Raw genomic sequence first — 26,685 nt, forward strand, 5'->3', positions numbered from 1 at the left:
TTTGGGTTTAGCATGAGCGGCCTTCACGCGGAGGTGCGCGATGCCTACCTACCAGTACCGTTGCCAGAAGTGCGGCGAGGTGTTCGAACACGCCGAGCACATCGCCGAGCATGAGACCGTGCAACTGCGCTGCCCCAAGTGCGGCAGCGACTCGGTCGAGCACAAGCCCACGCAGTTCTTCGCGAAGACCTCCAAGAAGAGCTGACCGGCGCCATGGTGCGCCGCGGCAAGGCCGCGGCACCCTCCTGTCATTCTTCCGCCGCTGGCGCGGGGCGCGCCAGTCTTCTATGCTTCGGCCCTTGGCGCCCGAACGGCAAGAAGGCGCCTGCCGCCCATCAACTCGAAGGAGCGAACATGTCCCTGCGCATCAACGACGAAGCCCCCAATTTCACGGCCAAGACCACGAAGGGGGAGATCGACTTCCACCAATGGATCGGCGACCAATGGGCCATCCTGTTCTCCCACCCCAAGGACTTCACCCCGGTGTGCACCACCGAGCTGGGCTACATGGCGAAGATCGAGCCCGAGTTCACCAAGCGCAACGCCAAGCTGATCGGCCTGAGCATCGACCCGGTGGACGCCCATGACAAGTGGTGCGACGACATCCAGGAGACCCAGGGCCACCGCCCCACCTACCCGATGATCGGCGACACCGACCTGAAGGTGGCCAAGCTCTACAACATGCTGCCGGCCGAAGAGCCCGGCACCTCCGACGGCCGCACCGCCGCCACCAATGCGACCGTGCGCTCGGTCTTCATCATCGGCCCCGACAAGAAGATCAAGCTCATGCTGACGTACCCGATGACCACCGGGCGCAACTTCGACGAGATCCTGCGCGTGCTCGACTCCATGCAGTTGACCGCCAGGCACAAGGTGGCCACGCCGGTGAACTGGAAGCAGGGCGATGACGTGATCATCGCCGGCTCGGTCTCCGACGAGGACGCCAAGAAGCTCTTCCCGGAGGGCTGGAACGCACCGAAGCCCTATCTGCGCGTGGTCAAGCAACCCAGCTGAGCGCGGCGGCCGCATGCTCTTCGAGCAGGTCGCCACCGGCGGCTGCCAGTCCTACCTGGTGGGCTGCGAGCAGAGCTGCGTGGCCGCGCTGATCGATCCGGAACTCAGCCAGATCGACCACTACCTCGGGCTGGCGGCACGCGACGGCGTGCGCATCCGCTACCTGGTGGACACCCACACGCACGCCGACCATTTCTCCGCCACGCGCGAGCTGGCGCGCCAGCTCAAGCTGCCGGTGGTGATGCACCGGGCCAGCCCGGCGCCTTTCGTCGACATGCGGCTGGCCGACGGCGAGATGCTCGTGCTGGGCAAGCTTCGGCTCTCGGTGCTGCACACGCCCGGCCACACCGCCGACTCGATGTGCCTGCAGGTGGAGGACCGGCTCTTCACCGGCGACACCCTGCTGATCGGTGCCACCGGCCGCACCGACCTGCCCAGCGGCGACCCCCATGCGCTGTACGACAGCCTGTTCAACCGCGTGCTGAAGCTGGACCCGGCGCTCAAGGTCTGCCCGGCGCACGACTACAAGGGACGCACGCATTCGACCATCGGCGAGGAGCTGGCCCACAACCCGCGGCTGCAGAAGCGCGAGCGCGAGGCCTTCGTCGCGATGATGAACAACCTCAACCTCACCATGCCCACCCACGTCACCGAGGCGCTGCGCACCAACATGAGCGGCGGCAAGACGGTGGCGCGCCTGCTGGCCGAGGCCGGCGCCAGGGTGCCCTTCATGGCGCTGGCCGAGCTCAAGGCGCGGGTGGAGGCCGGCGAGGACGACCTGATCGTGCTCGACGTGCGCGAGCGCGAGGCCTACGAGGCCGGCCACGTGCCGGGCGCACGTCACCTGCCGCGCGGCCAGCTGGAGCTGCGGGTCAACCAGGATCTGCCCGACCCCACGCGGCGCATCCTCAGCTGCTGCGAGCTGGGCTACATCTCCACGCTCGCGGCGGCCACGCTGCGCGACATGGGCTTCCAGCATGCGGTCGCCCTGGATGGCGGCATGAAAGCCTGGCGCGAAGCGGGCTATCCGTTGAAGACGGGCAAGGAGCCCTGACGACATGGCCCGGCTGTCTCCCGACGAGATCGCCCGCTACCAGCGCGAAGGCTGGGTGATTCCCCGGTTCCGGCTGCCGCCCCCGCGGGTGGCGCAGATGCACGATGCGCTCGAGGAGCTGATCCGCCGCAACCCCGGCGTTCGCCCGGAGAAACTGGTGTCGGCCCACATCGAGGGCGACAACGGCGAGGGGGTGCGCGGCAGCCGCCAATTCCTCGACCTGGCGATGGACCCGGAGATCGTCGAGCTCGTGTCCGGCGTGATCGGCGAGGACGTGATCCTCTGGGGCTGCCACGTCTTCTGCAAGCCGGCCAGCGAGGGCTACGAGACACCCTGGCACCAGGACGGCCACTACTGGCCGATCCGGCCGCTCGCCAACTGCACCGTGTGGGTGGCGCTGGAGCCCTCGACCTCGGCCAACGGCTGCCTGCGCGTGATCCCGCGTTCGCACCAGGCGCAGCGGCTCTATCCGCACCTGCATGAAGACCGCACCGACCTCACGCTGAACCAGCGCATGGCAGCAGGCAGCTTCGACGAGGCCGAGGCGGTGGACCTGGAACTGGAGCCCGGCCAGATGTCTCTGCACGACGTCTACATGATCCACGGCGCCCGCGCCAACACCTCGAACCGGCGGCGAACCGGCGTGGCGCTGCGCTACATGCCCTCGAGCTCGGTGTTCGAGCGCGACATCCGGCCGGCCGACGGCAAGACCGGGGTGGCGGTCAACTTCGCACAGCGGCCGCTGTGGCTGCTGCGGGGCGTGGACCGCAGCGGCCGCAACGACTTCCGGGTCGGCCACCGGGGTGACACCCCAACCGAGCCGGGTTGAGCTCGATCCCGCACACGCGCCGACAGCGGCGCGGCCGGAAGCAAGTCAGGTGGTCAGGCCCGCCAGCACGCTGACGGGGTCCGCCAGGGCGGGCTCGCCGCCTTGCCCGGCCTCGGCCAGCACGAGCCCGGCATGGGTCTTGTCGTTTCCATGGAGCCACGGGATGTCGTCATCCCGGCGCAGCATCGCCAACTCGTGCTCGTAGAAGCGCATCAGCTCCTCGCCCGTGCTGTGCGAGATGTAGAGGCGCATGTCGTGCTCGGCGATGCCCAGGTAGCCGTCCAGCACCAGCTCGACGTGCATGTGATGCAAGCCGCTGGCGCGCAGGTTCATGCCGGAAAGATAGAGCGCCTCGGCCGTCATGGCGGTCGACACGGCCAGCGTGCCGCGCGTGCGCAGCAGCGCCTCGGACTGGGCGATGCGGGCGATGAAGCCGGCGAGGTTGTGACCGCGATAACGCGGATGCACCCAGCCTGCGCCGATGTAGCCGTAGAGCGCCTGGGGCTCGAGCGCGGGGCCGGATTGGGGCAGCCAGCCTTCCTTCTTCTTGCAGCGGTACAGCGTGCCCGCGCTGTAGGCCTCGCCGACACGGCGAATGCTGTCGCCGTTGACCATGGTGCGGTAGCCGGTCAGCGCCACCGGTGCATTGCCGTCGTCGAAGCAGACCCAGAAGTTGTAGGGGTTGAAGTCCTTCGGATCCTCCAGCACGAAAGGCAACTGGACGTAGCCGGTGCCGGTCGCGGCCTCGTAGGTTTTCAGCAGGACGGATAGATCGTCACCAAAACTGACGTTCAGCCCGGAATCTTCCAGCTGACGCACGAGTTGGTCTTGGTATTCGGCGATCTCCGTCAGTTCCATGGCTCTGTCCTTGAAGTGAGGTTGGCGGCCTGTCGGGCAGAAGGCTGAAAAACCGATTCCGACAAGCGATTGCGCATTACTCCACTTGCGCAGAATTCGCGCAAGTTGTATGCGCCACCCCGTCGAGCTTTAGTCGTAAGAAACGCACGAAGTGTTACCTAAAGTAAACATCGTCTCCCATCGGCGAACAGGGAAGTCCGGCGTCGGGAGCTTCCTCGCGGCCCCTTTTGCAAGTCCAAGTTACAAGTTGTATCGGGCATGGAGAGAGCCAAATCGGCGCGATGTACGGCAAAGTTATTGATTCCGCAAAGCGCCATAGGTCGTCCGGAGGAAGACGGGTGTGGCCGACCGCCCTCATCATCGGTAAATTGCCCGAAAAAAATCTTCGAAATCCACGCCAGGTACGGCCCGCCGGTTCCGCGCCGGTCTACAGTGGCGTACCAAGGGAATCATGACCAGAGCGAAACTGCGAATCACGGGACCCGACTCGAGCCCGTACGTCCTCGGGGCGCCGATGTACCTTTACGATGGTTCGCTCCACATCGCGACCCTGGACCCCGTCCCCGTCAACCGGGAAGGCACCGAGGTCCACATCGAGCACTTCACGCCGACGCCGGCGGTCACCCAGCAAAAGCTCGAGATCAGCAAGCTCGCGCTGGTCGAGATGGTCTATTTCATCGCCGAGAACTTCACCTCCGTGCAGGCCATCAGCCTGTCCCTGAGCCGGCAGGTCGAGGGCTACGGCGACGGGATGCGGCTGGCCGGGGCCCGCTCCGCCTTCCTGCAGAGCCTCGGCGCCGGCCACATCGTGATCGCGCCCAAGCCCAACGCCGAACACATGGGCCACTTCATCGTGAGCGGGCTCTGGGAATACAACCCCGGCAACCTGCAGGCGCTGGCCGCCGTGCTGGAGCACGAGCGCGAGGTCTACTACGCCAGCCGCCCCGACACGCTCGCCGCCGAGGAAGCGCGGCGCTCCGGCCTCGGCGCCTGGATGCGGCGCTTCATGCCCAAGGCGGCGCCGCGCAACGACGACGCCAAGGGATGATGCTGGACAACCTGCTTCCCTTTCTTCTCCACTGGGCCATCATCGGCCTGTCGCTCTGGGTGGCCAGCCATCTGTTCAGCGGCATCCGCTTCGAGAGCACCTCGGCGCTGGTCGTCTCGGCGCTGCTGCTGGGCTTCGCCAACGCCGTCGTCAAGCCGGTGCTGATCCTGCTCACGCTGCCACTGACGCTGCTGACCTTCGGCCTGTTCCTGCTGGTGATCAACGCGCTGATGCTGCTGCTGGTGGCGGCCCTGGTGAAGGGGTTCAAGGTTTCCGGCTTCTGGACCGCCCTGTTCGCAAGCCTGTTCGTCTCGCTGTTGAGCATCGTCTTTGGCGCCCTGGTCGGCGGCAGCGACCCGGCCACCACGATCCAGATGCCGCAGGGCAGCGGCAACTGGCTCTGACCAAGGGGCGCGCCTACGCGCCTGCGCGCCCCACGGCCGCCCGGCCATCCGGACCCGCCCGGCGCTCGCTGGCCAGCGCCCAGCCGAAAATGCCCAGGCCGGCCAGCGCGAGCAGCGCGCCGACCCAGCCGGTCGAGGTCCAGCCCAGGCCGGCCGAGATGGCCACCCCGCCCAGCCAGGCGCCCAGCGCATTCGCCATGTTGAAGGCCGAGTGGTTGAGCGCCGCCGCGAGCGTCTGCGCATCGCCGGCCACGTCCATCAGCCGGATCTGCAGCGCCGGGCCGATGGCCACGATGCTGCCCACCAGCAGCACGCTGAGCGCTGCCGTGGCGACGTGGTGCGCCGCGAAACTGAAGCTGCACAGCACCAGCGCCGCCCACACCAGCAGGCCGCCGATGGTGGGCATCAACGCCTTGTCCGCCAGCCGCGCGCCCACGAGGTTGCCGCCCACCATCCCGACGCCGAACAGCGCCAGAACCAAGGGCACGCCGGACAGCGGCAGCCCCGCCACCTCGGTCAGGGTCGGCTTCACGTAGCTGAAGACCGCGAACATGCCGCCGAAGCCGATCGCGGCGATGCCGAGCGTCAGCCAGACCTGCTTGCGCCGAAGCGCCCCCAGTTCGCGCCATGCGCTGGCGCCGGAGGCGGCGGGCAGCGGCGGCAGCGCGCGGCGCAACATGGCCATGGCCACAACGGCGATCAGGCCGACGAAGACGAAGGCGGCGCGCCAGCCGAACTGCTGGCCCAGCCAGGCCGCAATGGGCACGCCGATCAGTGTCGCGCCGGTCAGGCCCAGCATCACCAGCCCGACCGCACTGGCGCGCCGCCCGGGCGGCGCCAGCCCGGCCGCCACCAGCGCCGCCACGCCGAAGTAGGTGCCGTGCGGCAAGCCGCTGGCCAGGCGCAGCAGGTTGAGCGACAGGTAGCCGGGTGCCAGCGCGCTGGCGAAATTGCCGGCGGCGAACACGGCCATCAGCGCGATCAGCAATGCACGGCGCGGCCAGCCGGCGGCCAGCACGGCCAGGACCGGCGCGCCGATCACCACGCCCAGGGCATAAGCGCTGATCACGTGGCCGGCCTGGGGGATGGTGGTGCCGATGTCGTGCGCCACCTCGGGCAGCAGGCCCATGATGACGAACTCCCCGGTGCCGATCGCGAAACCGCCGACGCCCAGGGCGAGCACGGCTTGCACGAAGCCGGGAGCCGGCGAGGAAGAAGAAGTTGTGGTCGTGGAGGACATGCGAGGGCGTCGGGTCAGGGTTTAGGGTTAACCCTGGGTCGGGGGACCTTAGCATGCGGCCGGCGTTTTTGCTGCGGCGCCGCAAAAGCCGCAGCAGGGCCGGGGCGCATGCACGCCCTGCCCCCGCGGCCGCGTCGACCCGATGCTAGCCCTGGACCGTCTGCGCCCTTTGCGCAGCGAAAGCCAGGAACCAGTCCAGGCTGCCCGGGTTGGCCATCGCCTCCCGGTTCACCACCTTCTCGATCGGTTGCCCCAGCAGCAGCTTCTTGATCGGCAGCTCCTGTTTTTTGCCAGACAGCGTGCGCGGGATCTCGGCCACCTGAAAGATGTCGTTGGGCAGGAAGCGTGGCGACAGGTGATTGCGGATGGCCTCATGGATCCGGCCGCGCAGCGCGTCGTCGAGCACGACGCCCGGGCGCAGCACCACGAACAGCGGCATGTAGCTTTCACGGCCCAGGTATTCCAGGTCCACCACCATCGAGTCGAGCACTTCGGGCAGGCCCTCGACCGCGCTGTAGATCTCGCTGGTGCCCATGCGCAGGCCCTGGCGGTTGATGGTCGCGTCGCTGCGGCCGTAGATGATGCAGCCGCCATCCTCGCCGATGCGGATCCAGTCGCCATGGCGCCAGACGCCCGGGTACGTGTCGAAATAGCTCGAGAGGTAGCGGGCGTTGCCCTCGTCGCCCCAGAAGTACAGGGGCATGGAAGGAATGGGCCGGGTGCACACCAGTTCGCCGACCTCGCCGATCACCGGCTGCCCTTGCTCGTTCCAGGCCTCGACCGCGGCGCCGAGGAAGCGGCACTGCATCTGCCCCGGCACCTCGGGCAGTTCGCGGTTGCCGCCGACGAAGGCGCCGCAGAAATCGGTGCCGCCGGAAATGTTGTACCACCACACCGCGGGCGACCCGGCGCCCAGCACCTGGGCCGTGCCCCATCGCTGCACTTCCTCGGACAGGGGCGAGCCGGTGCTGCCCAGCGCACGCACGCGCGAGAGATCGCCACAGTCGCGGACCTGCAGACCCGCCTTCATGCAGTTGGCGAAATAAGCTGCGCCCGCACCGAAGAAGGTCACCCGGTGACGCGCGACGAAGCGCCAAAGCACGCCCCAGTCCGGTTTCTCCTTGCCGCCGGCCGGGTTGCCGTCGTAGAGGCAGATGGTGGTGCCCGAGGCCAACCCCGCCAGCTGCGAATTCCACATCACCCAGCCGGTGGAACTGAACCAGTGGTAGCGCTCGCCGGCATTGTTGGCCTCGTAGCTGGGGCCGAGGTCATGGTGCAAACCGCAGGCATGCATGTTGAGCAGGATGCCGCCCTGCCCATGCACGATGGGCTTGGGCAGGCCGGTGGTGCCGCTTGAGTAGACGATCCAGACCGGGTGGTCGAAGGGCAGCCATTCGGGTTCGAAGGCCGCGGTGGCCGCGTCGTCGCGGGCGATGGCATCGGCCCAGTCGGCCTCGGCGGCGATGCGCTGCGCGGCGAAGGGCGTGCGAAGCAGCACCAGGGTGCGCACGCTGGGCAGCGCGGCACGCAGTTCCTGCACCACGGCACTGCGGTCCAGCGCCTTGCCGCCGTAGTGCACCCCGTCGGCCGCGATCAGCAGCTTCGGCTCGATCTGGCGGAAGCGGTCGACGACCGAGGCGGTGCCCATGTCGGGCGCGCATACGCTCCAGATCGCACCGACGCTGGAACAGGCCAGGAAGGCGACCATGGCCTCCGGCCGGTTGGGCAGGTAGGCGGCCACGCGATCGCCGCGCTGCACGCCCAGCCCACGCAGCGTGAGCGCGAAAGCCCCGACCTGCCGGCGCAGCTCGGGCCAGGACAGCTCGCGCACCTCGCCCAGCTCATCCTCGCTGACGATGGCCGTCAGACCGGCCGCATGCGCCGCATCGACATGGCGCAGCACCTCGCGCGCGTAGTTGACCTGGGTGCCCGGAAACCATTGCGCGCCGGGCATGCGGGCCTCGACCAGCACCTGGCCGGGTGGCGTCGGCGACTGCATGCCGCTGAAATCCCAGATGCTGCGCCAGAAGCCCTCGAGGTCGCTGACGGACCAGCGCCACAGCGCGTCGTAGGAATCGAAGACGAGGCCGCGCTGCTCGCGCAGCCAGTTCTGGTAGAGACGAATGCGAGGGACGAAGGGTGCTGTCATGCAATCAGCCTAGCGATTCGGGCGCCCGCCGACCACCGGGATTGCGCGCGATTCCGAGCCGTGGGCTCCGAAGGGGGTGATAGATCCGCAGAGGGCGAGGCGAGCCCTCCAAGTCTCCGGGCCTGACCAGCCAACTCGAACATGCTGATTGCATGACTCAAACTCAAGAACTGGCGCAACTTCAAGCAAGTCGACGTGGCCCCGCGTGAGCGCGTTTTCGTCATCGGCCCCACCGCATCCGGCAAGTCGAACTGCGTTGCCTGCTGGCAAGACGTGATCCGGAAGTGGGCATCACCGTCGAATTGGCAGAGGCGGAAGACGAGTTGAGCTTTGCCGTCATGGAACGGCTCTTCCGGCATTGCGGCCGCCCGTTCCACGTCACGTTGCCCCGGATCGAAAGAGGCTTCGGAAATATCAAGCGCTCGCTCGACAAGGTTCGAAACGCGAGCTCGGTTCTTCCGCATGTCGTCGTGACGGATCTGGACAACGCCGAATGCGCGGTGACCCTCATGAAATCCTGGGGTGCAGTCAATCTGCCTAAGCGCATGATGTTTCGCGTCGCCGTCCGTGAAACCGAAGCCTGGCTGCTTGCGGATCGCCACGCGTTCGGCGCGTTTGCCGGTGTACCACTGGCCAAGATCCCGCAAGCGCCGGACATGCTGGCCGACCCGAAGCAGACCTTGATCAACCTGATCAGGGATCCGGCCCAGGCACTCTGCAACTCGCCCAGCTTGGAGCGAACAGTCGGTCGACTCCACCAGTTCATGCGCTGAGGTCTAGGGCGCCGCCGCCGCCCGTACCTTTGCAGACAGCGCCCGCGCGAAGGCCGGCATGCACGGCCCGTCGCAGGGCAACCCGCCGAGCGCGCGTGCCTGGGCGACGCTGACGATGCGGTCCTCGCGATAGCGTTGGCCGCTCCCGATCGCGGCTTCGAAGGCATTGGCGCGGGCGTTGGCCTCCCGGATGTCGGCATCCACCAGCAGCACCGCGTGCGCCAGCACCGCGTAGCGGCGCGGCGCGGTGCCCGCGATCGGGCGCCAGTACTGCGCGGTGCCCACGATCTTGCGCGCGGCCTCGCCTTCGCCCCAGGCGAGATTGAAGCGGCCGTCGCAGAAGGAGCCTTCGACCGCCTGCCAGTGCGTCGGGACGGCGACCTCCGCGAGCGCGTCGCGCAGCAGCCCGCACAGCCAGAGATAGATGGCCTCCGCGCGCACGCCGGCCGCGTCCGCCTCCATCCAGGCCGCGCTGAAGTTCAGGATGCCCGGCCCCTGCGGCACCAGCCCGCCGCCGGACAGACGCAGGTGCACCGGGCAGCCCTCGGCCGCGAAACGCGCCCGGGCTTCGTCGAGCGTCGGATGGCGGCGATAGCTGCGCGGCACGGCCAGCGAGACCGGCGCCTCCCACACATGCGCCACGCACTCGCCCGCCGCCGCCCGTTCGAGCAGCGCGGACTCCGCCGCCATGGGGTCGGCGGGCAGTTCGGACGGGTCGACGAGGAGGAAGCGCATCGGCGCGCCATTGTGGCGAGGACGGACGCGCCGCGCTGCGCCTTCCGCTCAGGCCGCCAGGTGGGCCTTCAACAAGGCGTTGACTTCGCCCGCCTTTTCCATCTGCGGCATGTGCCCCGCGCCGGTCAGCACGTGGACCTTCGCACCCGCCGGCGCCTGCTGCGCATGGGCCGGCGGGATGATGCGGTCCTGCTCGCCCCACAGCACCAGCAACGGCAGGCTCTTCGCATCGAGGCGGCGGCCCGGCTGCTCTCGCTGGCGTCCGTCGGCGAACAGGCTGGCGCCCAGTGCGTCCAGCGCCTCGGCCACGCCATCGAGGCGTTTGTAGGCCAGCAGGTCGTCGAGCATCTGCCGGCTCGCCAGGTCCGGATCGGCGAACAGCAGCTCCACCACCGGCTTGAGTTCGCGGCGCGACTGTGCGCGCACGAAGCCCTCGGTGTAGCCGTTGTTGACCTCGTCACCCAGGCCGGCCCCGGCGATCAGCGTGAGCGAGCGCACGCGCCGGGGCGCGTCGAGCGCGAGCTGCGCCGCCACGCCCCCGCCCATCGAGTGGCCGACCAGGTGGGCGTCCTCGATGCCCAGCGCGTCCATGAAACGCGCGACGAAGCCCGCCAGCGCGGCCAGCGTGGTGCCTGGCAGCCGCGGGCTCGACTGCCCGTGGCCCGGAAGATCGAGCGCGACCACCGTGTGGCTGTCCGCCAGTGCATCGAGGTTGAACAGCCAGTTGTCCAGGTCGCCGCCGAAGCCGTGGATGAACAGCACGGTCTGCGCCCCCGAGCCCTTGCGCGCATAGCGCACCCGCAGGCCGTCGACGCCGGCGAACTGGTAGGCCGATGCGGTGCTCTCCTCGTCCTCGTCGTCGGCCGGCGTCTCGTAGGCCGCGACGTAGGCATCGATCTGCGCGTCGCTCACCTCTTCAGGCGCGAGCACGCCCAGCAGGGCCTTGACGGGCAGCACGTCGCCCTCTGCCGCGACCTTGCGGCGCAGGCGCCCGGCATCGGGCGCTTCCACCGCGTTGGCGATCTTGTCGGTCTCGACATCGAGGATCGGCATGCCGACCGTGATGTCTGCGCCTTCGTCGACCAGCCAGGCATTGACGGTCCCTTCTTTCATCGACAGCCCCCACTTGGGCATGACGATCGGCGTGATTGCGGCCTGGCTCATCAGTGCTTCCCTCCCTGGCCCAGCGTGCGGCGCGCGGCCTCGGCGATCTGCGCGGCGCTGGGGATGTAGAGGTCTTCCAGCACCGGCGAGAAGGGCACCGGCGTGTGCGGTGGGCACACCATCTCGATCGGCGCCTTCAGCGCCGAGAAGGCGCGCTGCGCCACCTGCGCCGCCACGTCGGTGGCGATGTTGCAGCGCGGGCTGGCCTCGTCGACCACCACCAGGCGGCCGGTGTTCTCCACCGTCTCCAGCACCGTGTCGATGTCCAGCGGCGAGAGCGTGCGCAGGTCGATCACCTCGGCCTCGATGCCCTCCTTGGCCAGCACCGCGGCGGCGTCCAGCGCGCGGTGCACCATCAGCCCGTAGCCGACGATGGACACGTGCTTGCCGTCGCGAGCGATCCGGGCCTCGCCGAAGGGGATGGTGTAGGCGCCCTCGGGCACTTCGCCCTCGAAGCCGTAAAGGTTCTTGTGCTCGCAGAAGATCACCGGGTCGTCGTCGCGGATGGACTGGATCAGCAGCCCCTTGGTGTCGTAGGGCGTGCTCGGACACACCACCTTGAGGCCGGGAATGTGCGTGAACAGCGGCGTGAGCATCTGGCTGTGCTGCGCGGCGGCGCGGAAGCCCGCACCCACCATCGCGCGGATCACGACCGGTGTCTCGGCCTTGCCGCCGAACATGTAGCGGAATTTCGCGGCCTGGTTGTAGATCTGGTCGAAGCACACGCCCATGAAGTCGATGAACATGAGCTCGGCGATCGGGCGCATGCCGCAGGCGGCCGCGCCGATGGCGGCGCCCACGTAGGCCGACTCGGACAGCGGCGTGTCCAGCAGCCGGTCGCCGTGCTTGGCGTACAGGCCCTTGGTGACGCCGAGCACGCCGCCCCAGGCGTCCTTCTCGCCGTCGGCGCCGGCACCGCCGACGATGTCTTCGCCGAGCATGATCACGCTCGGGTCGCGGGTCATCTCCTGGTCGATCGCTTCGTTGATCGCCAGCTTCATGCTGAGTTTCCGGGCCATGTCTGTCTCCTGTGATGTGGCGTGTTCAGTAGCTGACGTAGACGTCGGTGAGCAGGTCGGCGGCGGTGGGCTGCGGCGCGGCCTTGGCCTCCTGCACCGCGCGTTCGATGAGGGCCGCCACCTCCCGGTCGATGGCGTCGAGCTCGGCTTGCGCGAGCGCACCGGCCGCCGTCACCTTGGCCGAGAACAGCTTCAGGCAGTCGCGGTTGGCGCGGATCTCGTCGAGCTCGCCGGGGCCGCGGTAGGTCTGGGCATCGCCTTCGAAGTGGCCGTAGAAGCGCACCATCTTGCATTCGAGCAGCGAGGGCCCGCCGCCCTCGCGGGCGCGCCGGATCAGCTCGCCGGCCGCCTCGTGCACCGCGAAGAAGTCGGTGCCGTCCACCGTCACGCCCGGGATGCCGAAGCCGGCCGCGCGGTCCACGTAGCTGTCGACCGCGGTGGCGTAGTCGCGCGAGGTGGACTCGGCGTAGCCGTTGTTCTCGATGACGAAGATGACAGGCAGGTTCCACACCGCGGCCAGGTTCAGGCTCTCGAGGAAAGTGCCCTGGTTGGAGGCGCCGTCGCCGGTGAAGGTGATGCCGACCTCGCCCTTGCCGCGGAACTTGGCCGCGAGCGCGGCGCCGCAGATCAGCGGCGCGCCGGCACCGAGGATGCCGTTGGCGCCCATCATCCCCTTGGACAGGTCGGCGATGTGCATCGAGCCGCCCTTTCCGTTGCAGGAGCCGCCGGTGCGGCCGTAGATCTCCTTCATCATCGCGACCACGTCCACGCCCTTGGCGATGCAGTGGCCATGGCCCCGATGCGTGCTGGCGATGCGGTCGCCGTCGTGCAGATGGTGCAGGATGCCGACGCCGGCCGCCTCCTCGCCCGCATAGAGATGGACGAAGCCCGGGATGTCGCCGCGCGAGAAGTCGACGTGCAGCCGCTCCTCGAATTCGCGGATGGTGCGCATCTTCCGGTAGCACGCGAGCAGCTCGGGCCGGTCGATGGGCAGGTGCGCCGATTCGGCGCTTCTGGCGTTGGCGGTCATGCCTGTCTCCTTGAAAGTGGACGGGGGGTGGGGGAAGCGATGTCGGGGGCCGGCACCTCGGCGCGCATGAGGCCGGCGTGCGCCGCGTGACGCATGCAGGCCGCCACGTCGATCGAGTGGAAGGCGCGCTCGCGCAGCGTGACCGTGACCTCGTCGGACGCGCCGAAGGCGATCTCGCGTTCGCCGTCCAGCGCGACCACGCCGCCGGCCTGGCGCACGCGGCAGGGCACGCCGCCGGCCAGGTGATGCCAACCGCTGATCGAGACCGGCCGCACCAGGCCCGGGGCGATCGGCGCACGCAGACGCGTGCGGCCGTCGGGCGCCAGCGCGATCGCCAGGCCGCCGGGCTCGCGCCGGCCCACCGGTGCCAGCAGCCCGCCGATGGCGGAGATGCCGATCGACTCGGGCTCCGCATAGGCCAGGTAGACCGCGGACAGCGTCTCGGCCTTCCACAAGGCGCGCGCGCCGATGAAATGCTCGCTGGAGATCGCCACGTCGACCAGCGCGATGTCGCGCCGCTCATCGGCACGGCCGGCGTTGACACGGACGTCCAGCCGCTTGTTGGGTGCCAGCGCCACCGCATCGGGAATGTGCCCCGCCGCATACAGGCCCACGGCCAGGCCGGCCACGGTGGCCTCGCGCATCTCGGGGTAGGCGTTGTTGGTGCCGGTGGACAGGCCTGCGATCGGCACCTCGCCGCATTCGCGCACGACCGCACGGTGGGTGCCGTCGCCGCCCAGCACCACGATCGCCGCGACGCCGGCCTCGTGCAGCAGGCGCGCGGCGCGGAAGCTGTCCTCGACGCTGCCCGTGACCGGCATCTCCAGCCATGCGACCTGCGGCAGCAGCGTGCCCTCGTCGGCCGAGGCATGCAGCCGATCGAGATGACGGCGAAGCATCGGCCGCAGGCCTTCGCGGTCCGGCATCATCCACACGCGTGCGATGCCGCAGCTGCCCAGCGCGGCGAGCAGCCGCAGCAGGATGTTCACCCTGTCCGCCAGCTGCAGGCTGTTGGCATTGGCCACCACGCGGCGGATGTCGCGCGCCGACACGGGGTTGGCGATGATGCCGACCGTGGTCTGTCGCTGCGCTTGCCCTGCGGGGGCGATGCCGTGCATGCGGGGTGTCTCCTGTTGGTGGTTCGCACCCCGTTTTCGCAAGTGACGTGCCACCCGCGCAGCCCGCGCAGAGGCACCGGAAAGCGCCGCAAAAGCACGGGATAACCCTTGGAAAATCAGCCGCTCGTGGCCCCTGCCGGGGCGCGCGCGATACAGGTGTCACACGTGCCCCTGTCGCACGCGATACAGCTGGAACGCGCAGCGGCTCGGACGGAGGTTCAGCCTTCGTCGATGTCGCGCCGGTTGGGCGACTGGATGCCCAGCCGCGCCATGCGGCGGTACAGCGTCATGCGGCTGATGCCCAGCTGGCGCGCGACCGCGCTGAGGTTCCAGCTGGCGGCGCGCAGGTACTGCATGAGCAGCATGCCCTCCGGCGGCAGGTGGTGCGGGTCGTTGGGATGCACATGCACGTGCGGCGAGGGCGCCGCGGCGGCATGCGCGTCGTCATTGCCGAAGCCATCCGGCAGGTCATGCACCTCGATCCGCCCGCCCTCGGACACGGCGCGCGCGTACTCCAGCACATTGCGCAACTCGCGCAGATTGCCCGGCCAGCGGTGTGCATGCAGGCGCTCGCGCGCCGCGGGCGACAGCGCGACGGCCTCGCCCAGCAGCTTGCGCATCAGCCAGTCCAGGTCGCTGCGCTCGCGCAGCGGCGGCAAGGCGAAGTGGGCGCCGTTGAGCCGGTAGTAGAGGTCTTCGCGGAAGCGCCCTTCGCGCACCAGCCGCTCCAGCGGGTGGTGCGTCGCCGAGATCACGCGGATGTCGACCGGCACCGCGCGCGTCGCGCCGATGGAGAGAACCTCGCGCTCCGCCAGCACCCGCAGCAGGCGCGACTGCAGTTCGCGCGGCATGTCGCCGATCTCGTCGAGAAAGAGCGTGCCACCGTCGGATTCCTGGATCAGCCCGCGCTTGGCCTTGCTGCCCGCACCCGAAAAGCTGCCGGGCAGGTGGCCGAACAGCTCGCTCTCGATCAGCGTCTCCGGAATGGCGGCGCAGTTCACCGCGATGAAGGGCCGCCGGCTGCGCGCGCTGGCCGCATGCAGGGCCTTGGCGAAATACTCTTTGCCGCTGCCGGTCTCGCCGTGGATGAGCAGGTTGATCGGCGAATCGACCAGGCGCGCGGCGCGCTGGAGCTGGCGCTGCAGCGCCGCATCGCCGCCGCTCAGGGCCGCGAGCGGCGCGGGAACGACGGCCGCGGGCGGATCGCTGCGGCTCGCCGAGGCGATGCGTTCCATCGGCGGCACCGCGCCGAGGAACAGCGCATCGCCGCTGCGCGCCAGCGTCACCACCCGCTGCTCGCTGGGGCGCGCGTAGAGGTACTGGCCGAGCGCATCGAAGCGCACGTTGAACAGGCCCTCGAAGGCCCGGCCCAGCAAGGGGTTGTCGCCGCGCGGATCGCCCGCCGGCAGGCCCAGCTCGGCCTCGAGCAGCTGCCGCGCGCGGTGGTTGTGGCCCACGATGCGCCCCCCCGCATCGAGCGCGACCAGGTAGTCGGGATTGACGTCGACGAAGGCCGGTGCGGCATGGAGCTTGAGGATCCAGTCGTCGCGGTGCGCGCGCACGAACTGCGCGTTCTCGATGTGGTGTGCGTAGATCTTCACCAGCTGCAGCGCAAGCTGCTGGCTGGCCTTCGGTCCCGGCGACACCAGCGCGGAGATGTCCAGGATCGCGTTGAGCCGCCCGCTGGATTCGAAGACCGGCGCCGCCGTGCAGGTCAGCGGAATGTGCGTGGCGTCGAAGTGGTCGGCCTGGTGCACGGTCAGCGCTTCGCCGGTGGCCAGCGCGGTGCCCACGGCACAGGTGCCCGCATGCGTCTCGGTCCATTCGGCGCCGAGGTACAGGCCCGCGCGGCGCAGGCTCACGCCGGAGTTGGGATCGCCCAGATAGTCGACGGTGACGCCCTGCGCATCGGTCAGCAGCACCACGTAGCCGGTGCCGGCCACCTGCTGGTAGAGCGCCGTGAGGCCGTGGCGCGCGATCTGCGTGAAGTCCTCCAGCCGCTCCTGGTGCTCGCGCAGCTCGCCCCAGGGCAGGATGCGCGCCTCCTGCATGCGCGTGGGGTCGAGGCCGTGCTCGTGCACGCAGCGCTGCCAAGACGAACGGATGACTTCGTCGTGCTGCCGGACCAGCGTAGGCGGCGGCACGCCGCGCGTGGTGAGCTCGACCACGGCGTCGATGTGCTCGCGCTGCCGCAGCTCCATGGCTTGTCTCCTGGTGGTGAGCCGGCGCCCTTGCGGCCGGCCGGTCGCGCACTGTAGCCCGCGCCCGCGCGGTGGTGCAAGAAGCGTGTAACCAGCGATGTCCGCCCGGCGCCTTGCGGGCTTGTACGGGTGTTCAACACGTTTGTACGCTTGCTCAATCGCGGCCATGGCCGACCCCGCGCAACCCCTCGTTCCGCTTCGACGGCCGCCGCGCCGCGCCGCCGCTGTCAGCGCCGAGCCCCCGCGGCCCGATCGCCGGCAGGCCATCCTTCTCGCGGCGGAGAAGCTGTTCGCGCAGCACGGCCACCACGCGGTCACCATTCGCCAGATCGCCGACGAGGCCGGCGTGCCGCTGGCGCTGGTGGGCTACTACTTCGGCCCCAAGCACGAGCTCTTCCACGCGATCTTCGAGCACTGGAGCCACAGCATCCAGGAACGGCTCGCGCGCCTGCGTGCCGTGCACGTCGACCCGGACGACGCGCGCACGCTGCCGCGCATCATCGAAGCCTTCACCGCGCCGGTGCTCGCGCTACGCGCCAGCTCGGAGGGCGAGTACTACGCGCTGCTGGTCGCGCGCGAGCTCTACCACGCGACCGAGGAGGCCGACCGCGTGCTGCGCAGCTAGTTCGACCCGCTGGCCGAGGCCTACATCGGATGCGCCGGCCGCCTCGGTCGCCGAGCTGCGCGCGTGCCTGGTGCCGCAGGCCGAGGTGGAATTCAAGCTGCCGGCGCGGGTCGGCGACTACACCGACTTCTACACCTCCATCGGCGAACGGATCCCCCTCGCCGACGCAGACGCGCACATCTTCGGCCTGTGCCTGCTCAACGACTGGTCGGCACGCGACATCCAGTTCTGGGAGATGCGCCGCTGGGCCCCTTCCAGGCCAAGAACTTCGCGACCACCGTGTCGCCGTGGATCGTGACGCTGGAGGCGCTGGCCCCCTACCGCCAGGCCTGGACACGGCCCGCGGACCATCCCCAGCCGCTGGCCTACCTCGAGGACGAAGGCAACCGCGCGCACGGCGCCCTCGACATCCGGATGGAGGTCTGGCTCGAAAGCGCCAAGGCACGCGGATCGGGCCGCGGGCCCTCGCGCCTGTCGTCCACCAGCTTCCGGCACCAGTACTGGAGCATCGCGCAGATGGTGGCGCACCACACCGTGGGCGGCTGCAGCCTGCAGGCGGGTGACCTGTTCGGCAGCGGCACCGTTTCGGGCCCTGGACCGGGCGAAGCGGGCGCGATCATCGAACTCACGCGCGCGGGGCAGTCGCCGATCGCGCTGGCCGAGGGCGAAGCCCGCACCTTCCTGGAAGACGGCGACGCGGTGCTGCTGCGCGGCTGGTGCGAAAAGCCGGGCCGTGCGCGCATCGGCTTCGGCGAATGCCGGGGGACGGTGCTGCCCGCGCTCGGATGAGGAACAGGCGCCACGTCCGGCGACGAGGGTTCCGCATGGGCACGAAACAAGGCATGCTCGGGTGTTCGTGCAGGATACGGTGTTCGACCTCGACGCACACCCACCTGCCCGCACATGCCCTCTTCCCCCGCGCCGACCTGGACCGCCGACCTCCGCTTCCGCATCCGTCACCTGCTGGCGCTGAAGATCGTCGGCGTCACGGTCTTCACCTGGCTGTTCTTCATCGGCTACTTCCAGCTGCTGCGGCATCCGGCGCACCCGGTGGCGGTGATGCCGCTGACCGTGCTCGATTCCCTCATTCCCTTCCAGCCCGAAATGCTGGTGGCCTACTTCTCGCTGTGGCTCTACGTGGGCGTGGCGCCGGGCTTGCAGGCGAACTTCCGGGAGCTGGTGGTCTACGGCCTGTGGGTCGGCGCATTGTGTCTCGGCGGGCTGGGCCTGTTCCTGCTGTGGCCGACACAGGTCCCGGCGGGCATGGCCGGCAGCTCCGACTTTCCGGGCTTCGCGCTCTTGCAGGGCGTGGATGCGCCCGGCAACGCCTGTCCCTCGATGCACGTGGCGGTCGCGATGTTCACGGCCATCCGCATCCACGACGTGCTCCGCCAGGCCCGCGCGCCGGCTTGGCCACGGCTGGTGAACTGGCTGTGGTTCGCCGCCATCGCCTGGTCGACGCTGGCCGTCAAGCAGCACGTGGTGTTCGATGCGGTGGCCGGCGCGCTGCTGGGCATCGCCTTCGCCTTGCCGTCGATGCACTGGCGGCCCCGCCCGGCCCGCGGGACCACGCGCGCGTTCGGGCGAGCGGATATCATCCCCCACCGATGACCCCTCGGTCCTTTGCGTGACGACGACGGACCTCGCCCCATGAGTTCGCTGAAACAACTACAGGACCTGATCCAGGAAAAATACGGCCTCGATGCCGCGGCGCTCGATCCCCACGCGTCGATGCGCGACAAGGGATTCGACTCCCTGGCCCTGGTCGAATTCGTCTTCGCCATCGAGGACCATTTCAAGATCTCGATGCCGGACCAGGACACGAACATCGACACATTGGCCGAGCTGGCCGCCGTGGTCGACCGCCTCCTGGCCGAGCGCGACGCGACGGCCCAGGCCAAGTAGGTGCGCGTGGTGCAAGTCGCCGTCACCGGGCTGGGCGTCGTGAGCCCGCACGGCGACGATGCCGGCGCGATGTTCGACGCGCTGATGCGCGGGGAATCCGCGCTGCAGCCCGTGTTCCCCGAACTTCCCAGGCCCGCCGCCGCCGCCCTTGCCCCCTTCGACGAACTGCGCTGGTTCACCAAGCTCCAGCTGGCCGGCGTGGACCGCGTGAGCCAGCTCGCCGTGGCCGCGGCCGAGCTGGCGGTGCGAGACGCCGGCGCCCCGCAGGATGTCGCCCCCGAGCGCATCGGCATCTACGCCGGCTGCGGCATGGGTGGCGCCGCCGCGCTGGAGGCCGCCTACCGCAGCGCCAGCGGCCGCGTGCCACCTCTGACCATTCCCGCCTTCATGCCCAACGCCCCGGCCGCACAGATCGCGATGCGCCGCCAGGCCCAGGGCCCGGTCCTCACCTACTCGGTGGCCTGCGCCTCCTCGGGCGTGGCGCTGGCCGAGGCCGCCAAGGCCGTGCAGCGCGGCGAGGTCGACCTCGCCATCGCCGGCGGTAGCGAGGCGCTGATCGTGCCCGGCGTGGTGCTCGCCTGGCAGGCCATGCAGACCCTCGCCGCCTTCGCGCCCGGCGAGGCGGCGCGTGCCGTGCGGCCCTTCGCCAGCGACCGCAGCGGCTTCGCGCTCGGCGAGGGCGCGGCCTTCATGGTGCTCGAATCGGCCGAGCGCGCCCGCGCACGCGGCGCCCGCAGCTATGCGCGGCTGGCCGGCTGGGGCATCGGCTGCGATGCCACCCATCTCACCAAGCCCGATGCCGCCGGCCAGGCGCGCGCCCTGCGCGCTGCCTTGCATTCGGCCGGACTCTCGCCGCGCGACGTGGGCTACTGCAACGCGCACGGCACGGCCACCCGCATCGGGGACGTGGTCGAGCGCGACGCGCTGGCGCAGGTCTGGGGCGGGGCCCTCGACGATCTGCAGGTGAGTTCGACCAAGGCCCTGCACGGCCACCTGCTCGGCGCCGCCGGCGCGCTGGAGGCGGTCATCACCGTGCTGGCCCTGCACCGTCGTCAGCTTCCGCCCAACGCGCATGGAGCGGATGTGGATCCGGAGTGTCGCCTCAACCTGGTGCCGCCACAGGGCGCGCCGGCGCCGCGGCTGCAAGCCGCGATCAGCAACTCCTTCGCCTTCGGCGGGACGAACGCCGTACTGGCCTTCCGCCGCGCCTGAGCGCGTTCGCAGGACATCGCGCCGCCCAGTCAGTGAACACCGTGGAACCGGCTTGGCCGGGCCACTGGTGTTGCCCCCGGCGAGGGGCGTGGCGGACCCCAAGAAGTCGGGGCGCCCGGGGTCGAGGCTAGTCCGCGAGCCGAAGGCCTCGCCGGTTCACGCTCTCGACGATTTCGCGCAGCGAATTGCGGCCCAGCCGCGACAACACGAACAGCTTCCTGGCCGGCACACGCGTCACGTCGCCCACCGTGTGAAGCTGGTTGAGTCGCAGCACGTTCCGGGTGCGCAGCGACAGGTTCAGAACATCGATGTCGGCGTCCATTAGCGACTCGGCCGACTGCCGCTCGGCGATGGCTTGACCCTCATGCATAGATATCTCCAGGAAAGCGATGCCTGGAACTTGCACAGTTCATGCCATCTCATCGCGGCGTGGTGCCGACGACAACCCCTGTGAAGAAACCGCTTTCGGCTGCGGATCGAACAGGAGGACTGCCTGAATTTCGATCACATGCCTTCTTGAGACACAGGGTTTTCCGCAGGGCGCGGCGTCCGCATTTTTAGCTCACCCGGCGCGAAAAACGGTTCTTGAAGGCAACACCCTCGCCTCCTAGCATTCGCCTCATCCCACCTTCGTCGCCGCATCGCCGGTGCCCGAAACGAAGCCCCGGTCGCCACTTTCGTTTGTTCCGTCTTCAAAGGAAATCTGCCATGGCCACTGTTTGCGATTCCACTCGCCGACGCCTCCTCCAGAGCTCGCTCATGACCGCCGCCGCGTTCTCGGCCGGCGGGCTGCTGTCCATCGATGCCCGCGCCCAGGGCAAGGCGCGCATCAACATGCAGCTGGGCTGGATCGTCGGCGTCAACCAGATCGGCGAGGTCGTGGCCAAGCGCCTCGGCTTCTACGAGCAGGAAGGCATCGACTTCGCCATCCAGCCGGGCGGCCCCAACATCGACGGGGTGGCCATCGTCGCCTCGGGCCGGCACGAAGTGGGGCAGGTGTCCTCCAGCCCCTCGGTCATGCTGGCGGTGTCGCAGGGCCTGCCGATCAAGTGCTTCGCGGTCGGCGCGCAGAAGCACCCCTTCACCTTCTTCTCGCTCGCCAAGAACCCGGTGCGCAAGCCGGCCGACCTGGTCGGCAAGAAGGTGGGCATTCCCTCCACCGCCGCCGTGCTGCTGCGCGCCCTGCTGGCGAAGAACAAGATCGCCGAGAAGGACGTCAAGTTCGTCACCATCGGCGCCGACATGGCGCCCCTGCTGACCGGCCAGGTCGACGTGGTGACCGGCTGGCTCACCAGCACCACCGCGCTCAAGACCCTGGGCCCGGACCGCGTCGACCTCACCTTGTGGGATGGCGGCGTGCAGCTCTACGCCCTGCCCTACTACGCCACCACCAAGACGCTGGAGACCCAGCCCAAGGTGATCGAAGCCTTCATCCGCGCCACCGTGCGCGGCTGGCAGCACGTGCGCGCCAACCGCGACCAGGCGGTGGACCTGCTGGTCAAGGAGTACCCCAACCTCAAGCGCGAGGACGAGCGCGCGGCCGTCGACGTGATGCTCGACTACAGCTTCGGCGGCCTGGCGCAGACCCAGGGCTGGGGCGCGATGGACCCGGCCGTGTGGCAGGACCAGATCAACACCTACGCCGAGCTGGGCCAGTTCACGGCCCGCACGCCGAAGGTCGAGGACGTGATCTGGCTCGACGGCCTCAAGGCCACGACGGCCCTGCGCATGGGCAAGGCTTGACCATGGCCGCCGTCATGAGCCCACGCCCGGCCGCCCCGAAGGGGGCTCGTACCGCAGCCGAAGGCGAAGGTACTTCACCAGCCGCCGCTGCGGCGATCAGTTGCCGCGACATCGGCGTGCGCTTCTTCACCGAGCGCCGCGACGTCACCGCGATCAAGAGCCTGGACCTCGACGTCGCGCCGGGCGAGTTCATCACCCTGCTCGGCCCGTCGGGCTGCGGCAAGTCCACCTTCCTGCGCGTGGTGGCGGACCTGCTGGAGCCCAGCCGCGGGCGCATCGACGTGCTCGGCGGCAGCGCGCAGGCCGCGCGCAAGAACCGCGACATCGGCTTCGTGTTCCAGGATGCGGCGCTGCTGCCCTGGCGCACCGCGCTGCAGAACGTGGAGCTGCCGCTGCAGGTCGGCGGAGGCGCCAGCCGCAAGGGCCGCCGCTCGCCGCAGGAGCTGCTGGAGCTGGTGGGCCTGAAGGACCGCGCCCATGCCTGGCCGCACGAGATGTCGGGCGGCCAGCGCCAGCGCGTGTCGATCGCGCGCGCCCTGGCCAGCGATCCGAAGATCCTGCTGATGGACGAGCCCTTCGGCGCGCTCGACGAAATCACGCGCGACCGGCTCAACGAGGAGATCCGCCGCGTCTGGAAGGACACCGGCGTGACCATCCTCTTCGTCACCCACAGCATCCACGAGGCCGCCTTCCTCGGCCAGCGCGTGCTGATGCTGGCGGCCAACCCGGGCCGCGTGCGCGAGATCGTGCCGATCGAGCTGCCGGACGACCGCACGCTGGACATCCGCGAGACCCCCGAATTCGTGCGCCTCACAGCCCACCTGCGGCGCGTGCTGGAAACCTGCTGAGCGAGGCACTCCCATGAGCACTTCTTCCATCGACGTGAGCGGCGCATCCGCCCCCACCCTCGCCGCGGCCGACGTCGAATACCAGGCCTGGGCCACGGCCCGCCAGCGCCGCATCTGGCGCCGGCGCGTCCTGCCCGCCCTCGGCATCACCGGCCTGATCGTGCTGTGGTGGGCCGTGATCGCGATCTTCGACGTCAAGCCCTTCATCGCACCCTCGCCCTGGGCGGTGGTCGAAACCCTCTACGCCAAGCGGGCGGTGCTGCTGGACAACCTGCTGCCTACCGCGATGGAGGCGGCCGGCGGCTTCCTCCTCGGCAACCTGGCGGCCATCGCGGTGGCGACGCTGTTCGTGCACAACAAGACGATGCAGGACATCTTCTTCCCCGTGGTGCTGATGTTCAACGCCGTGCCGCTGGTGGCCAAGGCCCCCGTGCTGGTGCTGATCATGGGCAACGGCATGGAGCCCAAGATCACCATCGCCGCGCTGGTGTGCTTCTTCCCGACGCTGGTGAACATGGTGCGCGGGCTGGAGTCGGTGAACCCTCAGGCGATGGAGCTGATGCGCGTGCTGTCGGCCAGCAAGACGGAGATCTTCTTCCGGCTGCGGCTGCTCAACGCCCTGCCCTACCTGTTCTCGGCCCTGCGCATCGCTGCGTCGATGTGCGTGATCGGCGCAGTGATCGGCGAATGGGTCGGCGCGACGGTGGGCATCGGCGCCATGATTCTGCAGGCCACCTTCAACTTCGATTCGCCGCTGCTCTACGCAGCGATCGTGATGAGCGCGACCCTCTCGGGGCTCTTCTTCTTGCTGGTGACCGCGGCCGAGCGCCTCGTCATCCGCTGGCAGCCGGAGAGGTAGGCCCACCCCCGTATCGGCTCACTTCGTGTAGCCGAGTACCCCCTCAAGGGGGCAACACCAGCGGCCTGGCAAAGCCAGTTCCGCGGTGTTTCCCGAACAGACAAGACTTCACAAGGAGATGGTTATGAGCCGTATCGGCGATTGGATGCAGGAGCCTGCCCACGACATTCGTGTGGCGGCCGAATCGGACGTGGTGGTGGTCGGCGGCGGCCCCGCCGGACAGGCGGCGGCACTGGCCGCCGCACGCAACGGTGCCAGCGTGACGCTGCTGGAGCGCTACAACCACCTGGGCGGCCTGGCCTCGGGCGGCATGGTGCTGGTGCTGGACGACATGTGGGACAGCCACCTGCAGGAGATCTCGGTGCGGGGCATCTGCCTCGAGATGATCGAGCGCATGGCCGAGCGCGGCCTGGCCGAGTACCCCAAGCAGAAGGACTGGGGTTCGCTGCCCGAATCGGTGCGCCGCTGGAAGCGCTGGGGCACCTTCGACTTCCACAGCAAGGAAAAGCCGCACCCCATCTGCTTCGCCGCCGCCTTCGACCCGGACGCCTTCAAGCGCGCCTCGCTCGAGATGGTGCAGCAGGCCGGCATCCAGCTGCGGCTGCACTCCTGGTTCTCGCGCACCCTGGTGGAAGGCGGCAACGTCAAGGGCGTGGTGGTCGAATCCAAGAGCGGCCGCGAAGCGATCCTCGGCAAGGTGGTGATCGACGCCACCGGCGACCTGGACGTGGCCGCCTCGGCCGGTGCACCGCACATCAGCGGTGCCTACATCGTCACCACCGTGTTCCGCCTGGGCGGTGTCGACACCGACGAGGCCGAGCGTTTCGAGCACGAAGAGCCCGCGGCTTTCGCGGCCATCGACCGCGAGGTCAAGCACATCCTGGGCGGTGCCTGGGATTCGTGGTGGCTCAAGACGCCGCTGCCCGGCGTGGTGTGGTGCAACTGCCCGCACATGGCGGGGCTGGACGGCCTCAAGGTGGCCGACCTCACACGCGCCGAAGTGCAGGGCCGCGCCACCATCCACAAGGTGATCGAGTTCATCCGCGCGAAGCTCCCCGGCTTCAAGGACTGCTACCTGATCGACCTGGCGCCGCAGACCGGCATCCGCCAGACGCGCCTGCTGGAAGGCGAGTACGTCATGAGCAAGGAAGACGTGGCCCAGCGCGTGCGCTTCGAGGACAGCATCGCGCGCGGCCGCGACTACTACTACCCCTACCGCTCCCTGGTGCCGCGCAGCGTCGAGAACCTGCTGGTGGCCGGCCGCCACTACTCTTCGACCTCGGCCGCGCAGAAGATCTCGCGCGAGATCCCGCCCTGCATGGCGATGGGCGAAGCGGCCGGCACCGCCGCCGCGCTGTCGCTGAACGCCGGCGTCCCGGTACGCAGCGTCGACATCCCCCAACTCCAGCGCACCCTGCGTGCGCAGGGCGCCGACCCCGGCGACCAGAAGGGCCCCAACGCCGACATCCCGGCCATCGCCCGTTCCTTCGCGGAGGCCGCATGATGAACATCAACAGCAACGACAAGCTGCCCCTCTCGGGCATCCGCGTGATCGACTTCACGCAGGTCATGATGGGCCCGGTCTGCACCCAGATGCTGGCCGACCACGGCGCCGACGTGATCAAGATCGAGCGCAAGGGCGCGGGCGACCTGAGCCGCTCCACCTTCGCGCCCGTCGCCGGCGAGGACAACCCGATCTTCTGCAGCCTCAACCGCAACAAGCGCAGCGTGGAGATCGACCTGCGCGACGCAGCCCAGATGGAGCTGGTGAAGGCCCTGATCGCCGATGCCGACGTGGTGACCAACAACTTCCGCGCCGGCGTGATGGAGCGCCTGGGCCTGGGCTACGAGGACTGCCGCCGCATCAACCCGCGCATCGTCTACGCGGTGGGCACGGGCTTCGGCGAATCGGGCCCCTATTCGCACAAGGGAGGGCAGGACGTGCTGGCGCAGGCCCTCACCGGCGTGATGGCGCGCCGCGCCGATGCGTCGGTGCCGGTGTCCATCTACCCGACCGCGCTGGCCGACTACACCGCCGGCATGCACATGGTGCAGGGCATCCTGTTCGCGCTGCTGCAGCGCGAGCGCACCGGCGAGGGCCAGAAGATCTCCGTCTCCCTCTACGACTCCATGCTCGCCATGCAGATGCAGGAGGCGGCGATGATCATGATGGAGGACTCGGAGGTCAACTGGGCCGCGATGCCGCTGTCCGGCGTGTTCCACACGCAGACCGGTCCGCTGGTGCTGGTGGGCGCCTTCAAGGCCAACCCGCTGCGCGACATCTGCGCCGCGCTGGAGATCGAGGACCTGTCGCTCGATGCGCGCTTCGCCGACCTCACGGCCCAGTTCGCTCACAAGGCCGAACTGCACACCATCTTCCGCGAGCGCTTCGCCGCCAACACGCGCGAGCACTGGCTGGCGAGACTGGAGGAGCAGGACCTGCTGTCCGCCCCGGTGCGCGACATGCGCGAGGCGCTGCTCGATCCGCAGACCCTGCACAACCGCATGATCCTCGAAGGTACATCGCCCACGGGCCGCCCGCTGAAGTTCATCGCCAGCCCGATCCGCATGTCCGGCGCGCAAGCCGGCCTGCGCCGCGCGCCGCCCAGGCTGGGCGAGCACACGGATGAACTCTTCGCGGAGGCGCGCGCGCTGATCGAGGAGGCCGACGCGTGAGACATCCTGTGTCGATCCTGGGCTTGAGTCCTGGTTCTGTTTCTGTTTCTGTTCTTGTTCTTGTGGGAGAGGGTGCGGGGTCTTTGTTTTGGCCTTGCTTGTTGGGTGGCGCAGGAGCCTTGAACTTGCCTCTTGGGCCTTTGTTTTGGCCTTGCTGGTTGTGTGGCGCAGGAGCCGGGAA

26 protein-coding genes and 1 pseudogene are annotated in these 26,685 nt (G+C 69.1%); 17 read left to right on the forward strand and 10 right to left on the reverse strand.

Going from position 1 to position 26,685, the window contains the following annotated elements; all coding sequences use genetic code 11:
* Positions 1-40: 40 nt before the first annotated feature.
* The 4 genes from ABEA07_RS06805 (at position 41) to ABEA07_RS06820 (ending at position 2,897) form a co-directional block, all read left to right on the forward strand.
* Entirely contained in the window at positions 41-205 is a 165-nt protein-coding gene (locus ABEA07_RS06805) for an FmdB family zinc ribbon protein (protein ID WP_309960442.1), read from the forward strand.
* Positions 206-354: 149 nt separating this feature from the next.
* Positions 355-1,014, forward strand: a complete 660-nt coding sequence (locus ABEA07_RS06810) for a peroxiredoxin (protein WP_345536738.1) — start codon at positions 355-357, stop codon at positions 1,012-1,014.
* 13 nt (positions 1,015-1,027) lie between these two features.
* Positions 1,028-2,068 (forward strand): MBL fold metallo-hydrolase, encoded by a 1,041-nt coding sequence (locus ABEA07_RS06815; RefSeq protein WP_345536739.1) that lies wholly within the window; start codon positions 1,028-1,030, stop codon positions 2,066-2,068.
* A gap of 4 nt (positions 2,069-2,072) precedes the next feature.
* Positions 2,073-2,897, forward strand: a complete 825-nt coding sequence (locus ABEA07_RS06820; RefSeq protein WP_345536741.1) for a phytanoyl-CoA dioxygenase family protein — start codon at positions 2,073-2,075, stop codon at positions 2,895-2,897.
* A gap of 45 nt (positions 2,898-2,942) precedes the next feature.
* Here ABEA07_RS06820 and ABEA07_RS06825 read toward each other — a convergent pair whose 3' ends face one another.
* Complete coding sequence (locus ABEA07_RS06825) at positions 2,943-3,755, reverse strand: hypothetical protein (protein WP_345536742.1); 813 nt, start codon at positions 3,753-3,755, stop codon at positions 2,943-2,945.
* A 451-nt stretch (positions 3,756-4,206) separates the two neighbouring features.
* Here ABEA07_RS06825 and ABEA07_RS06830 point away from each other — a divergent pair, with 451 nt between their 5' ends.
* Both ABEA07_RS06830 and ABEA07_RS06835 read left to right on the forward strand, forming a co-directional pair.
* The gene (locus ABEA07_RS06830; RefSeq protein WP_345536743.1) at positions 4,207-4,803 is read left to right on the forward strand and encodes a hypothetical protein; all 597 of its coding nucleotides are present in this window, start codon (positions 4,207-4,209) and stop codon (positions 4,801-4,803) included.
* Positions 4,803-5,207: a phage holin family protein gene (locus tag ABEA07_RS06835; protein ID WP_345536773.1), complete on the forward strand. Its 405-nt coding sequence runs from the start codon at positions 4,803-4,805 to the stop codon at positions 5,205-5,207. Before ABEA07_RS06830 ends, ABEA07_RS06835 begins: the two co-directional genes overlap by 1 nt.
* A gap of 13 nt (positions 5,208-5,220) precedes the next feature.
* Here ABEA07_RS06835 and ABEA07_RS06840 read toward each other — a convergent pair whose 3' ends face one another.
* Positions 5,221-6,447 carry an MFS transporter gene (locus tag ABEA07_RS06840; protein ID WP_345536744.1) on the reverse strand — a complete coding sequence of 409 codons (1,227 nt, stop codon included), beginning with the start codon at positions 6,445-6,447 and terminating at the stop codon, positions 5,221-5,223.
* Positions 6,448-6,592: 145 nt separating this feature from the next.
* Positions 6,593-8,596, reverse strand: a complete 2,004-nt coding sequence (locus ABEA07_RS06845) for an acetoacetate--CoA ligase (protein WP_345536745.1) — start codon at positions 8,594-8,596, stop codon at positions 6,593-6,595.
* A gap of 284 nt (positions 8,597-8,880) precedes the next feature.
* Between ABEA07_RS06845 and ABEA07_RS06850 the strand changes: the two genes are divergently transcribed.
* Positions 8,881-9,369: a hypothetical protein gene (locus tag ABEA07_RS06850; RefSeq protein WP_345536746.1), complete on the forward strand. Its 489-nt coding sequence runs from the start codon at positions 8,881-8,883 to the stop codon at positions 9,367-9,369.
* Positions 9,370-9,372: 3 nt separating this feature from the next.
* Here ABEA07_RS06850 and ABEA07_RS06855 read toward each other — a convergent pair whose 3' ends face one another.
* The 6 genes from ABEA07_RS06855 to ABEA07_RS06880 all read right to left on the reverse strand — a co-directional run bounded on the left by ABEA07_RS06855 (position 9,373) and on the right by ABEA07_RS06880 (position 16,636).
* Complete coding sequence (locus ABEA07_RS06855; protein WP_345536747.1) at positions 9,373-10,104, reverse strand: lipoyl protein ligase domain-containing protein; 732 nt, start codon at positions 10,102-10,104, stop codon at positions 9,373-9,375.
* A gap of 48 nt (positions 10,105-10,152) precedes the next feature.
* Entirely contained in the window at positions 10,153-11,268 is a 1,116-nt protein-coding gene (locus ABEA07_RS06860; protein ID WP_345536749.1) for an acetoin dehydrogenase dihydrolipoyllysine-residue acetyltransferase subunit, read from the reverse strand.
* Positions 11,268-12,287: an alpha-ketoacid dehydrogenase subunit beta gene (locus ABEA07_RS06865; RefSeq protein WP_345536750.1), complete on the reverse strand. Its 1,020-nt coding sequence runs from the start codon at positions 12,285-12,287 to the stop codon at positions 11,268-11,270. The genes ABEA07_RS06860 and ABEA07_RS06865 overlap by 1 nt, the downstream gene beginning before the upstream one ends.
* Before the next feature lie 25 nt (positions 12,288-12,312).
* Positions 12,313-13,317 carry a thiamine pyrophosphate-dependent dehydrogenase E1 component subunit alpha gene (locus ABEA07_RS06870; protein ID WP_345536751.1) on the reverse strand — a complete coding sequence of 335 codons (1,005 nt, stop codon included), beginning with the start codon at positions 13,315-13,317 and terminating at the stop codon, positions 12,313-12,315.
* Positions 13,314-14,435: an ATP-NAD kinase family protein gene (locus ABEA07_RS06875; protein ID WP_345536752.1), complete on the reverse strand. Its 1,122-nt coding sequence runs from the start codon at positions 14,433-14,435 to the stop codon at positions 13,314-13,316. The genes ABEA07_RS06870 and ABEA07_RS06875 overlap by 4 nt, the downstream gene beginning before the upstream one ends.
* A 218-nt stretch (positions 14,436-14,653) precedes the next feature.
* The gene (locus tag ABEA07_RS06880; protein ID WP_345536753.1) at positions 14,654-16,636 is read right to left on the reverse strand and encodes a sigma-54-dependent Fis family transcriptional regulator; all 1,983 of its coding nucleotides are present in this window, start codon (positions 16,634-16,636) and stop codon (positions 14,654-14,656) included.
* Positions 16,637-16,802: 166 nt separating this feature from the next.
* On the opposite strand from ABEA07_RS06880, the gene ABEA07_RS06885 reads away from it, so the two are divergent.
* The 5 genes and pseudogenes from ABEA07_RS06885 (at position 16,803) to ABEA07_RS06905 (ending at position 20,378) form a co-directional block, all read left to right on the forward strand.
* Positions 16,803-17,261, forward strand: a complete 459-nt coding sequence (locus ABEA07_RS06885) for a TetR/AcrR family transcriptional regulator (protein WP_345536755.1) — start codon at positions 16,803-16,805, stop codon at positions 17,259-17,261.
* A gap of 28 nt (positions 17,262-17,289) precedes the next feature.
* Positions 17,290-18,050: pseudogene (locus ABEA07_RS06890) on the forward strand (fumarylacetoacetate hydrolase family protein); the annotation flags it as partial.
* A gap of 114 nt (positions 18,051-18,164) precedes the next feature.
* A complete protein-coding gene (locus tag ABEA07_RS06895; RefSeq protein ID WP_345536756.1) occupies positions 18,165-18,872 on the forward strand; it encodes a phosphatase PAP2 family protein in 708 nt (235 codons plus the stop codon).
* A 39-nt stretch (positions 18,873-18,911) separates the two neighbouring features.
* Positions 18,912-19,166 (forward strand): acyl carrier protein, encoded by a 255-nt coding sequence (locus ABEA07_RS06900; RefSeq protein WP_345536757.1) that lies wholly within the window; start codon positions 18,912-18,914, stop codon positions 19,164-19,166.
* Between the two features lie 9 nt (positions 19,167-19,175).
* Complete coding sequence (locus tag ABEA07_RS06905) at positions 19,176-20,378, forward strand: beta-ketoacyl-[acyl-carrier-protein] synthase family protein (RefSeq protein ID WP_425584080.1); 1,203 nt, start codon at positions 19,176-19,178, stop codon at positions 20,376-20,378.
* A 127-nt stretch (positions 20,379-20,505) separates the two neighbouring features.
* Here the strand turns inward: ABEA07_RS06905 and ABEA07_RS06910 are convergent, their stop codons facing one another.
* Positions 20,506-20,748 carry a DNA-directed RNA polymerase subunit alpha C-terminal domain-containing protein gene (locus ABEA07_RS06910; RefSeq protein ID WP_345536760.1) on the reverse strand — a complete coding sequence of 81 codons (243 nt, stop codon included), beginning with the start codon at positions 20,746-20,748 and terminating at the stop codon, positions 20,506-20,508.
* A gap of 389 nt (positions 20,749-21,137) precedes the next feature.
* Here ABEA07_RS06910 and ABEA07_RS06915 point away from each other — a divergent pair, with 389 nt between their 5' ends.
* The 5 genes from ABEA07_RS06915 (at position 21,138) to ABEA07_RS06935 (ending at position 26,504) form a co-directional block, all read left to right on the forward strand.
* Positions 21,138-22,121 carry an ABC transporter substrate-binding protein gene (locus ABEA07_RS06915; protein WP_345536761.1) on the forward strand — a complete coding sequence of 328 codons (984 nt, stop codon included), beginning with the start codon at positions 21,138-21,140 and terminating at the stop codon, positions 22,119-22,121.
* A 2-nt stretch (positions 22,122-22,123) separates the two neighbouring features.
* The gene (locus ABEA07_RS06920) at positions 22,124-22,969 is read left to right on the forward strand and encodes an ABC transporter ATP-binding protein (RefSeq protein ID WP_345536762.1); all 846 of its coding nucleotides are present in this window, start codon (positions 22,124-22,126) and stop codon (positions 22,967-22,969) included.
* 13 nt (positions 22,970-22,982) lie between these two features.
* A complete protein-coding gene (locus ABEA07_RS06925; RefSeq protein WP_345536763.1) occupies positions 22,983-23,828 on the forward strand; it encodes an ABC transporter permease in 846 nt (281 codons plus the stop codon).
* Between the two features lie 124 nt (positions 23,829-23,952).
* Positions 23,953-25,332 (forward strand): FAD-dependent oxidoreductase, encoded by a 1,380-nt coding sequence (locus ABEA07_RS06930; protein WP_345536764.1) that lies wholly within the window; start codon positions 23,953-23,955, stop codon positions 25,330-25,332.
* A complete protein-coding gene (locus ABEA07_RS06935) occupies positions 25,329-26,504 on the forward strand; it encodes a CaiB/BaiF CoA transferase family protein (protein WP_345536765.1) in 1,176 nt (391 codons plus the stop codon). Before ABEA07_RS06930 ends, ABEA07_RS06935 begins: the two co-directional genes overlap by 4 nt.
* The last annotated feature ends 181 nt before the right edge of the window (positions 26,505-26,685 follow it).

It is taken from the genome of Variovorax defluvii (assembly GCF_039541515.1).
Lineage (GTDB): Bacteria > Pseudomonadota > Gammaproteobacteria > Burkholderiales > Burkholderiaceae_C > Variovorax > Variovorax defluvii.

Bases quoted from the DNA above. Each gene is read 5' to 3' on its own strand.
- ABEA07_RS06805 (WP_309960442.1), top strand. From the start codon at position 41: ATGCCTACCTACCAGTACCGTTGCCAGAAGTGCGGCGAGGTGTTCGAA.
- ABEA07_RS06810 (WP_345536738.1), top strand. From the start codon at position 355: ATGTCCCTGCGCATCAACGACGAAGCCCCCAATTTCACGGCCAAGACC.
- ABEA07_RS06815 (WP_345536739.1), top strand. From the start codon at position 1,028: ATGCTCTTCGAGCAGGTCGCCACCGGCGGCTGCCAGTCCTACCTGGTG.
- ABEA07_RS06820 (WP_345536741.1), top strand. From the start codon at position 2,073: ATGGCCCGGCTGTCTCCCGACGAGATCGCCCGCTACCAGCGCGAAGGC.
- ABEA07_RS06825 (WP_345536742.1), bottom strand. From the start codon at position 3,755: ATGGAACTGACGGAGATCGCCGAATACCAAGACCAACTCGTGCGTCAG.
- ABEA07_RS06830 (WP_345536743.1), top strand. From the start codon at position 4,207: ATGACCAGAGCGAAACTGCGAATCACGGGACCCGACTCGAGCCCGTAC.
- ABEA07_RS06835 (WP_345536773.1), top strand. From the start codon at position 4,803: ATGCTGGACAACCTGCTTCCCTTTCTTCTCCACTGGGCCATCATCGGC.
- ABEA07_RS06840 (WP_345536744.1), bottom strand. From the start codon at position 6,447: ATGTCCTCCACGACCACAACTTCTTCTTCCTCGCCGGCTCCCGGCTTC.
- ABEA07_RS06845 (WP_345536745.1), bottom strand. From the start codon at position 8,596: ATGACAGCACCCTTCGTCCCTCGCATTCGTCTCTACCAGAACTGGCTG.
- ABEA07_RS06855 (WP_345536747.1), bottom strand. From the start codon at position 10,104: ATGCGCTTCCTCCTCGTCGACCCGTCCGAACTGCCCGCCGACCCCATG.
- ABEA07_RS06860 (WP_345536749.1), bottom strand. From the start codon at position 11,268: ATGAGCCAGGCCGCAATCACGCCGATCGTCATGCCCAAGTGGGGGCTG.
- ABEA07_RS06865 (WP_345536750.1), bottom strand. From the start codon at position 12,287: ATGGCCCGGAAACTCAGCATGAAGCTGGCGATCAACGAAGCGATCGAC.
- ABEA07_RS06870 (WP_345536751.1), bottom strand. From the start codon at position 13,317: ATGACCGCCAACGCCAGAAGCGCCGAATCGGCGCACCTGCCCATCGAC.
- ABEA07_RS06875 (WP_345536752.1), bottom strand. From the start codon at position 14,435: ATGCACGGCATCGCCCCCGCAGGGCAAGCGCAGCGACAGACCACGGTC.
- ABEA07_RS06880 (WP_345536753.1), bottom strand. From the start codon at position 16,636: ATGGAGCTGCGGCAGCGCGAGCACATCGACGCCGTGGTCGAGCTCACC.
- ABEA07_RS06885 (WP_345536755.1), top strand. From the start codon at position 16,803: ATGGCCGACCCCGCGCAACCCCTCGTTCCGCTTCGACGGCCGCCGCGC.
- ABEA07_RS06895 (WP_345536756.1), top strand. From the start codon at position 18,165: ATGCCCTCTTCCCCCGCGCCGACCTGGACCGCCGACCTCCGCTTCCGC.
- ABEA07_RS06900 (WP_345536757.1), top strand. From the start codon at position 18,912: ATGAGTTCGCTGAAACAACTACAGGACCTGATCCAGGAAAAATACGGC.
- ABEA07_RS06910 (WP_345536760.1), bottom strand. From the start codon at position 20,748: ATGCATGAGGGTCAAGCCATCGCCGAGCGGCAGTCGGCCGAGTCGCTA.
- ABEA07_RS06915 (WP_345536761.1), top strand. From the start codon at position 21,138: ATGACCGCCGCCGCGTTCTCGGCCGGCGGGCTGCTGTCCATCGATGCC.
- ABEA07_RS06920 (WP_345536762.1), top strand. From the start codon at position 22,124: ATGGCCGCCGTCATGAGCCCACGCCCGGCCGCCCCGAAGGGGGCTCGT.
- ABEA07_RS06925 (WP_345536763.1), top strand. From the start codon at position 22,983: ATGAGCACTTCTTCCATCGACGTGAGCGGCGCATCCGCCCCCACCCTC.
- ABEA07_RS06930 (WP_345536764.1), top strand. From the start codon at position 23,953: ATGAGCCGTATCGGCGATTGGATGCAGGAGCCTGCCCACGACATTCGT.
- ABEA07_RS06935 (WP_345536765.1), top strand. From the start codon at position 25,329: ATGATGAACATCAACAGCAACGACAAGCTGCCCCTCTCGGGCATCCGC.